Source organism: Brooklawnia sp., from assembly GCF_049651565.1.
GTDB lineage: Bacteria > Actinomycetota > Actinomycetes > Propionibacteriales > Propionibacteriaceae > Brooklawnia.
The window spans coordinates 1-8,959 of record NZ_JBASCI010000023.1 but is presented as its reverse complement, the minus strand read 5'-3'; the positions used below and the strand labels follow the sequence as shown (position 1 = coordinate 8,959).

At 68.2% G+C, this 8,959-nt stretch carries 6 protein-coding genes; 5 read left to right on the top strand and 1 reads right to left on the bottom strand.

Features of this window, described 5'->3' with window-relative positions:
- The first annotated feature begins 83 nt into the window (after nt 1–83).
- From serC to malQ, 5 genes are all read left to right on the top strand, one after another.
- Complete coding sequence (gene serC, locus WBL05_RS01135) at nt 84–1,163, top strand: 3-phosphoserine/phosphohydroxythreonine transaminase (RefSeq protein ID WP_424223176.1); 1,080 nt, start codon at nt 84–86, stop codon at nt 1,161–1,163.
- A 14-nt stretch (nt 1,164–1,177) separates the two neighbouring features.
- Complete coding sequence (locus WBL05_RS01130; RefSeq protein ID WP_424223175.1) at nt 1,178–2,344, top strand: phosphoglycerate dehydrogenase; 1,167 nt, start codon at nt 1,178–1,180, stop codon at nt 2,342–2,344.
- A 30-nt stretch (nt 2,345–2,374) separates the two neighbouring features.
- Nucleotides 2,375–4,921, top strand: coding sequence for a PEP/pyruvate-binding domain-containing protein (locus WBL05_RS01125; RefSeq protein WP_424223174.1), 2,547 nt, complete (start codon nt 2,375–2,377; stop codon nt 4,919–4,921).
- Between the two features lie 64 nt (nt 4,922–4,985).
- Nucleotides 4,986–7,046 carry a phosphate acetyltransferase gene (pta, locus tag WBL05_RS01120; protein WP_424223173.1) on the top strand — a complete coding sequence of 687 codons (2,061 nt, stop codon included), beginning with the start codon at nt 4,986–4,988 and terminating at the stop codon, nt 7,044–7,046.
- A gap of 79 nt (nt 7,047–7,125) precedes the next feature.
- The gene (gene malQ / locus WBL05_RS01115) at nt 7,126–8,625 is read left to right on the top strand and encodes a 4-alpha-glucanotransferase (protein ID WP_424223171.1); all 1,500 of its coding nucleotides are present in this window, start codon (nt 7,126–7,128) and stop codon (nt 8,623–8,625) included.
- Nucleotides 8,626–8,642: 17 nt separating this feature from the next.
- On the opposite strand, the gene WBL05_RS01110 is transcribed toward malQ, so the two are convergent.
- On the bottom strand, nt 8,643–8,959 hold a 317-nt coding region (locus tag WBL05_RS01110; RefSeq protein WP_424223169.1), incomplete at its 5' end, for a hypothetical protein.

The following is an 8,959-nucleotide window of genomic DNA, read 5'->3' as shown; positions in this document are numbered from 1 at the left end:
AGGCCGCGGTGGGCCCCACCCAGGCTTGCGCGCCTGCTGGACGCGGCGAGCCGCCGCCCCGCCCGGGTGCGACAATCAGGGTCGTGCGCGTATACAACTTCTCAGCTGGTCCCGCAATGATGCCGCTCGAGGTGATCGAGGAGGCACAATCCGAGCTGCCCGACTGGAAGGGCGGCATGTCGGTGATGGAAGTGTCGCACCGCGGCGCCGACTTCAAGGCCTGCGCCGCCGAGACCGAGCAGTCGCTGCGCGAGGTCATGAGGATCCCACACTCCTACAAGGTGCTCTTCCTGCAGGGCGGCGCCATGGGTCAGTTCGCCGCCGTGCCGTTCAACCTCGCATCCGCTGGCGACCCGGTCGACTTCATGCTGACCGGCCAGTGGGGCACCAAGGCGCTGAAGGAAGCCGGCCGGATGGGCCTGATGGCCAACGTGGTCGCCGACGAGAAGCCCTCCCGGTACACCCGCGTCCCCGACGAGGGCAGCTTCTCCGTCAACCCGGACGCCCGGTACCTGCACTACACCCCCAACGAGACCATCGGCGGTGTCGAGTTCGGTTACGTCCCCAGCACCGGCCAGGTGCCGCTGGTCGCCGACATGAGCTCCACCATCCTGTCGCGTCCCATCGACGTGTCGAAGTTCGGCGTCATCTACGCCGGCACCCAGAAGAACATGGGCCCTGCAGGCATGGCCGTCGTCATCGTCCGCGACGACCTGCTCGACCGCGCCCGTCCCAGCACCCCGTCGATCTGGCACTACCGCACCCAGGCCGACAACGACTCGATGCTGAACACCCCGCCCACCTTCTCGATCTACCTGCTCGGCAAGATCCTCGCCTGGGTGAATCGCAACGGCGGGCTGGCCGGCATGGCCGAACGCAACCGGGCCAAGGCCGACCTGCTCTACGGCTTCATCGACGCCTCGTCGTTCTACTCCAACCCGGTCGAGCCGGCGTCCCGGAGCTGGATGAACGTGCCCTTCCTGATGGTGAACCCCGACCTCAACAAGAAGTTCGTGGCTGATGCCGCGGCCGCCGGCCTGACCAACCTGGGCGGTCATCGTTCGGTGGGCGGAATGCGCGCGTCGATCTATAATGCGATGCCCATCGAGGGCGTCCAGGCCCTGATCGAGTTCATGAAGGAGTTCGAGCGCGTCCACGCCTGATGCGCCAAAGCAGCATGTACCGAGTCAGAACCCTCAACGCCATCAGCTCCCACGGGCTGAACCGCTTTCCCAAGGACGAGTACGAGGTCGGCAGCGACGTCGAGGACGCCGACGCATGGCTGGTGCGGTCGGCCGACCTGCACAAGATGCATATCCCGGACACCGTGCAGGCGGTCGCCCGGGCTGGCGCCGGCACCAACAACATCCCGGTCAGCGCGCTCAGCGAGCGCGGTATCCCGGTCTTCTTCACCCCCGGCGCCAATGCCAACGCGGTCAAGGAACTCGTGCTGGCGGGCATGCTGCTGGCCGCCCGCAACATCGTGCCCGCACTGCATTTCGAGCAGAACCTGGACGCCGACCACGACCGGATGGCCGATGCGGTGGAGTCCGGCAAGAAGCAGTTCGTCGGTTTCGAACTGCCCGGCCGCACCCTGGGCGTCATCGGGCTGGGCGCGATCGGCGTCGAGGTGGCCAACGCCGCCCACGCCCTGGGCATGAAGGTGCTCGGCTACGACCCGGCGATCAGCATCCGGCACGCCTGGCAGTTGTCCAGCCAGGTCGACCGCGCGTCCACCATCGAGGACGTCTTCAGCAAGTCCGACATGGTCACCGTGCACGTGCCGCTGCTCGACTCAACCCGCGGCATGGTGAGCGCCGAACGCATCGCGCTGATGAAGAAGCGGGCGGTGCTGCTCAACTTCGCCCGCGCCGGCATCGTCGACGAGGACGCCGTGCTCACCGCGCTCGAGGACGGCGAGATCCGCGGCTACGTCTGCGACTTCCCCAGCCCCGCCCTGCACGGCCACCCGAAGGTGACCGCGCTGCCGCACCTGGGCGCGTCCACCATCGAGGCGGAGGCGAACTGCGCGGTGATGGCCGCCGAGGCGCTGCGCGACTTCCTCGAGAACGGCAACATCTACAACTCGGTCAACTTCCCCGAGGCCAACCTGGCCCGCACCGAGGGCACCCGGCGGATCGTGGTGGCCAACCGCAACGTCCCGAACATGGTCGCCGAGATGTCGTCCCTGGTCGGCGACGCCGGACTCAATATCGCGAACCTGCTCAACAAGTCCCGCGGCGACCTCGCATGGACGATGTTCGACGTCGCCGGCGAGGTGCCCGAGGAGTTGCGCGAGCAGATCTACGCGATCGATGGGGTGCTGAGCGCCCGGCTGGTCTGAGTCGGCCGGCCGGCCCCTAGACTGCGCCCCATGGTTAGCTACAACCGGGCCAGCACCGGGGTGTCCGGGCTCGACCGGATCTTCGACGGGCTTCGGTTGGGCGACAACGTGGTCTGGCAGGTCGACACCCTCAGCCAGTACCGCAAGCTGGTGCAGCCGTTCGTGGACACCGCCCGTGCCGAGGGGCGCCGGTTGATCTACGTCCGGTTCGGCCAGCACGACCCGCTCATCGAGGACCTGACCGGGGTCGAGGTGCAGCACCTGGACGCGTGGCTGGGCTTCGAGCACTTCGCCTCCGCGGTCCACAAGATGCTCACCGACAATGGCTTCGGCACCTTCTACGTCTTCGACTCGCTGACCTCGCTGCTCTACACCTGGCGTTCCGACCTGGCCGTGGGCAACTTCTTCCGGGTCACCTGCCCGTACCTGTTCGAACTCGACACCGTCGCCTACTTCGGGCTGATCCGGCGCGAGCACACCTTCGCCACCCTGGCGATGGTCCGCGACACCACCCAGCTGCTGCTCGACGTCTACCTGATCGGCGGCCAGACCTACGTCCACCCATTGAAGGTGTGGCTACGCCATTCACCGACGATGTTCTTCCCGCACCTGCTCAGCGGCTCCGACGCCGACCCGATCACCAGCTCCGAGGCGACCGCCCGGCTGTTCGCGTCCGCGTCGCTGCGGGTCGACCCGCCCGACCACTGGGACCGGGTGGTGCAACGCGGCTGGGACGCCCTGGACAGCCTCGACGGCAAGGCGCAACGGGCGGCCGCCAACGAACTGATCGACATGTTCATCGGCCGCGAGGGTCGGGTGGTGGAGCTGTGCCGCAAGTACCTGACGCTGGCCGACCTGCTCACCCTGGCCACCCGCGAGATCGGCACCGGCTACATCGGCGGCAAGTCGGTCGGCATGCTGGTCGCCCGGGCGATTCTCGAGCACGATCTAGAGAACCGGTTCAACATCCACATGGAGCAGCACGACTCCTACTTCCTGGGCAGCGACCTGTTCTACACCTTCATCATCGCCAACGGCTGGTGGAAGCTGTGGGCCGAGCAGAAGACCCCCGACAGCTACTTCACCGCCGGCGCCTCGCTGAACCGCAAGCTCGCCACCGGACGCTTCCCGCCCGCGGTGCGCGAGCAGTTCCTGAGCATGTTGGAGTACTTCGGCCAGTCGCCGATCATCGTCCGGTCCAGCTCACTGCTGGAGGACAACTTCGGCAACGCGTTCGCCGGCAAGTACGAGTCGATCTTCTGCACCAATCAGGGCAGCCCCGAACAGCGGCTGCACGCCCTCGAGGACGCCGTACGCCGGGTCTACGCGTCGGTGATGAGCACCGACGCGCTGGAGTACCGGCGCACGCGCGGACTGGACCAGTCGGACGAGCAGATGGCGATCCTGGTGCAGCGGGTCAGCGGCGACCACCACGGCGGTCTGTTCTTCCCGCACGCCGCCGGCGTCGGCAACTCGCACAACCTCTACGTCTGGGATCCCGGGATCGACCCGGACGCCGGCATGCTTCGGCTGGTGCTGGGCCTGGGCACCCGGGCGGTCGAACGGACCATCACCGACTACGCCAAGCTGATCACCCTCGATGACCCCACCCGCAAGGTGGCCGACGACGACCCGGCCCGGCACACCCAGCGCTACGTCGACGTGCTGGAGCTCGGCACCAACTCCCAGCAGACCAAGCCGCTGGCCGACGTGCGCGAGCTCGACATCAAGGCCGACTGGGACCTGTTCCTGTCCACCGACACCCAGACGCTGCGCCGACTCCGCGAGGCCAACCGGCGGATCACCCAGACTCCCAAGGTGGTCGACTTCGCCGGCCTGATCAACCGCACCAACTTCGCGTCCCTGATGCGCGACATGCTGCACGCTCTCAGCACCGCCTACGACCACCCGGTCGACATCGAGTACACCGTGAACATCAACGAACGGGGCGAACCGCGGATCAACCTGGTGCAGTGCCGCCCGCTGCAGACCCGCGGGCTGGGCGAGGCCATCGCGATGCCCACCACCACCGACCCGGCCCGGACCCTGCTGCATGCGCACGGCAACTTCATGGGCGGCAACGTCCGGCTGCCGCTGGAGTATGTCGTGGTGGTGCGCCCGGACGCCTACCTGGCGATGGGCCAGCAGGACCGCTACGCGGTGGCCCGCGGCGTCGGGGTGCTGAACAAGGCGCTGGCGGACCGGTCGTTCATGGTGATGGCGCCCGGCCGCTGGGGCACCACCACCCCGTCGCTGGGCATCCCGGTGCACTTCAGCGAGATCAGCAACGCCGCGGCGATGGCCGAGTTCACCTATCCCGAAGGCGGGTTCATCCCCGAACTGAGCCATGGCAGCCACTTCTTCCAGGACCTGGTCGAGTCGGGCATCTTCTATCTGGCCATCTTCGACCACGCCCCGGACGTGACCTTCAACCCGGAGCTGCTGGTCGAACAGCCAAACCGGCTGACCGAGCTGGTGTCCGAACTGCACGACCTGGTCGACGTGCTGCACGTGGCGCAGTTCGACTCGATGGTGCTCTACTCCGACATCGCCACCCAGCAGGTCGTCATCTGCTGAGGCCGGGGAGGGTAATCCGCCCCCGACAGGGCGCAGCCGGCCCGGACGCCGTATCTTACGTCGTGTGACCAACAAGAGTGTTTACATCGCCGCGCCGGAAGGCCGGGTGGGCAAGTCCGTCATCGCCCTCGGCCTCATCGAGGCGCTCAGCCGCCAAGTCAAGTCGGTCGGGATCTTCCGCCCCATGGTCAGTGACGACCATGACGAGGTCGCCGTCGCCCTGCTGACCCACACCGACATCGATCAGACCTACGACGAGGCCGTCGGGCTGATCACCGCCGACGCGGTCGTCGACCCCGAGCAGGCGCTTACCCAGATCATCGAGCAGTACGGCGCCCTGCAGGACCGCTTCGACGCGCTCGTGGTGATCGGCAGCGATTACGATGACCTTGCCTCGCCCACCGAACTGGAGTTCAACGCGCGCATCGCAGCTAACCTGAACGCCCCGGTGCTGCTGGTGGTCAGCGGTCGCGACCGCACCCCCGACGAGGTGGTCGCGTCCGCCGAGCACGCCATCCGCAGCTTCGAGGAGGAGCACGACCGGGTGATCGGCGTGGTCGCCAACCGGGTGGACGCCGAGGACGTCGACCAGGTCGCCGAGCGGCTGGCCGCGCTGGGCCACGGTGTCAGCGCGGCACTGCCGGAGAGCCCGGTGCTGGCCGCGCCGAGTGTTCGCGAGCAGTTCGAGAAGCTCGGCGCCACGCTGTGGCGCGGTCAGGAATCCATGCTCGACCGGGAATCGCTGAGCACCGTGGTGGCCGGCATGACCCTGCCCAACGTGCTGAACCGGCTGGAGCCGGAGTGCACGATGATCGTGGCCTCCGACCGCAGCGACCTGCTGCCCGGTCTGCTGCTGGCGCACAGCTCCGATACCTTCCCCGACCTGGCCGCCATCTTCCTGGTCGGTGGCTACGAGATCCCCGAGTCGATCAGCAAGCTGCTGGACGGCCTGGAGATCTCGCTGCCGATCGGCACGGTCAGCAGTGGCACCTTCGCCACGGCGTCCAAGCTGCACGACCTGCGCGGCACCATGCTCAGCTCGCACCGCAAGTACTCGGTGGGCCTGCGGACGTTCCAGGAACGGGTCGACGAGGACGCCATGGTGGCTGCGCTCGACATGGCTCGCACCCAGCTGCGGACCCCGCGGATGTTCGAGTACCAGATCATGCAGAAGGCCCGCGCCGACAAGAAGACCATCGTGCTGCCCGAGTCGGAGGACCGGCGCATCCTTGAGGCGACCTCCATCCTGCTGCGGCGTGGTGTGGCCGATCTGGTGCTGCTCGGCGAGGAGGCCAAGGTCAAGGCGGACGCCGCCACCCTCGGCTTCGACATCACCGGCGCCCGCATCCAGTCGATGCACGACCCCGCCCTGGTCGAGCAGTTCGCCGCCCAGTACGCCGAACTGCGCGCCAAGAAGGGCGTCACCATCGAGCAGGCCCGCGAGAAGATGACCGACCCGTCCTACTTCGGCACCATGATGGTCTACCTCGGGCTGGCCGATGGCATGGTCTCCGGCGCCACCCACACCACCGCGAACACCATCCGGCCTGCGCTTGAGTTCATCCGAACCCGGCCCGGCGTGAAGGTGGTCTCGGGTGCGTTCCTGATGTGCATGCCCGACGAGGTGCTGGTCTTCGCCGACTGCGCGGTCAACCCGAACCCGACCCCCGAGCAGCTCGCCGACATCGCGATCAGCTCGGCGGCCACCGCCAAGGCGTTCGACATCGAGCCGCGGGTCGCCATGCTGTCGTACTCCACCGGCGTCTCCGGGTTCGGTGAGGACGTCGACGCTGTCAACGCCGCCACCGAACTGGTCAAGCAGACCAACCCCGACTTCGCGGTCGACGGTCCGATCCAGTTCGACGCCGCCATGGACCCGGCGGTCGGCAAGTCGAAGATGCCCGGCTCCGAGGTGGCGGGCCGGGCCACGGTCTTCATCTTCCCCGACCTGAACACCGGCAACAACACCTACAAGGCGGTGCAGCGGACCGCCGGCGCGATCGCCGTCGGCCCGGTGCTGCAGGGCCTGAACAAGCCGGTCAACGACCTGTCCCGCGGAGCCCTGGTGGCTGACATCGTCAACACGGTGGCAATCACCGCGATCCAGGCCCAGGCCGGCATCTGAGCCGAACCCGGCAGCTGCGTGCTACTCGCGTCAGGAGGTCGAACTGTGGGCACCCGCACCGCCAGCAGCCAGGGTTGAGATGTCACGCGGTCGTCGAGCCGGCGTCCTGTTGCCGGTCTTCTCATTGCCGGGCGACTGGGGCATCGGCTGCCTGTCCCGGGACGCCGAGCGCTTCGTCGCCCAACTGGCCGAGGCGGGTCAGAGCATCTGGCAGATGCTGCCGATCGGGCCGACCGGCTACGGCGACTCCCCCTACCAGAGCTTCTCCACCTTCGCCGGCAACCCGAACTTCATCGACCTGGACGACCTGGTCGACCAAGGGTTGCTGGCCAAGGGCGAACTGCTGGAACTGCACTGGGGTGACGACCCGACCCGGGTCGACTACGGAGCGGTGTCCACCGCCCGCGACCGGGCGCTGCGGCTGGCCCACTCGCGGCTGGGCCGGCTGGACGACGAGCCCGACTACCAGCGGTTCGTGGTCGACCAGGCCGACTGGCTGGAAGGGTACGCGCTGTTCATGACCATCAAGTCCGGCCAGGAGCTGCGGGAGTGGACGCAGTGGCCGGACGAACTGCGCCACCGCGAGCCGCAGGCGCTGGGTCGCGTCCGCGACCTGGACGCCGCCGAGTTCGAGTACCAGCGGTGGCTGCAGTGGCAGTTCCACCGGCAGTGGCAGCGGCTGCGCGCGTTCATGAGGGACGCCGGCGTCCAGGTGCTGGGTGACCTGCCGATCTACGTGGCGATGGACTCGGCCGACGCCTGGGCCAACCCGGAGCTGTTCGACCTGGACGACGACCTGCGTCCGCGCGAGCTCGCCGGGGTGCCACCGGACGGCTTCTCCCCCGGCGGCCAGCTGTGGGGTAACCCGCTCTACGACTGGCCGGCCCACAAGGCCACCGGCTTCGCCTGGTGGATCCGGCGGTTGAGCCGCCAGTTCGAGCTGTTCGACACGCTGCGCCTCGACCACTTCCGCGGACTGGAGTCGTACTACGCGGTGCCCTACGGCGACCCGGACGCCCGCGACGGGCTCTGGCGTCCCGGGCCCGGCCTCGACTTCTTCGACCGGATCAGCGCCGCCCTCGGCCGGTTGCCGATGGTGGCCGAAGACCTGGGCTTCCTGACCGACGCGGTCCGGGTGTTGCGCGAGACCGCGAACCTGCCCGGCATGCAGGTCATCCAGTTCGCCTTCGATGGCCGTGAGCACTCGGACTACTGGCCACACAACTTCGTCCGCGACACCGTCGTCTACACCGGCACCCACGACAACCCGCCGCTGCAACAGTGGTGGGTCACGCTGTCGGCGGCCGATCGCGAACGGGCGAGAACCTACCTGAACAGCTGGTGGACCCCACCCGACCAGGTGCACTGGGACTTCATCATCGCCGCCCTCACCTCGATCGCCGACACCTGCATCGTCCCGATGCCCGATTACCTCGGGCTGGGCGCTGAGGGCCGGATCAACACCCCGTCGACCAACTCGGGCAACTGGAGCTGGCGGATGCACGCGGACGCCTTCACCCCGGCACTGGTCAAACGGATGGCCCGGCTGGCCTACCTGACCCAGCGGAGCGACTCCTGACCGCACCGGAGCCGGCGTCAGGTGAGTACCGCCGCCAGCAACGCCAACGCCAGGTTCGCCGGGTAACCGAGGACGACCGCCAGCGACAGCAAGGACCCCAACGCCACCGCACCCAGGCCCAGCCCGCGGCTGAGCCGGCCGAGTCGCGCCGCGACGATCTGCAGCCCGGTGGCCACGGCTGCCAGGCCCGCCACCAGCACCGGTTGGGCGGCCAGCCCGAACGGGTCGATCGTCCACCAGGCTGCGCCCAGCGACAGTTCGTGGTGCAGCCCGGCCAGGGCGTCCCCGCCGAAGTGGAAGGCCAACGCGCTGACGCCGCTGGTCACCGCGAGCG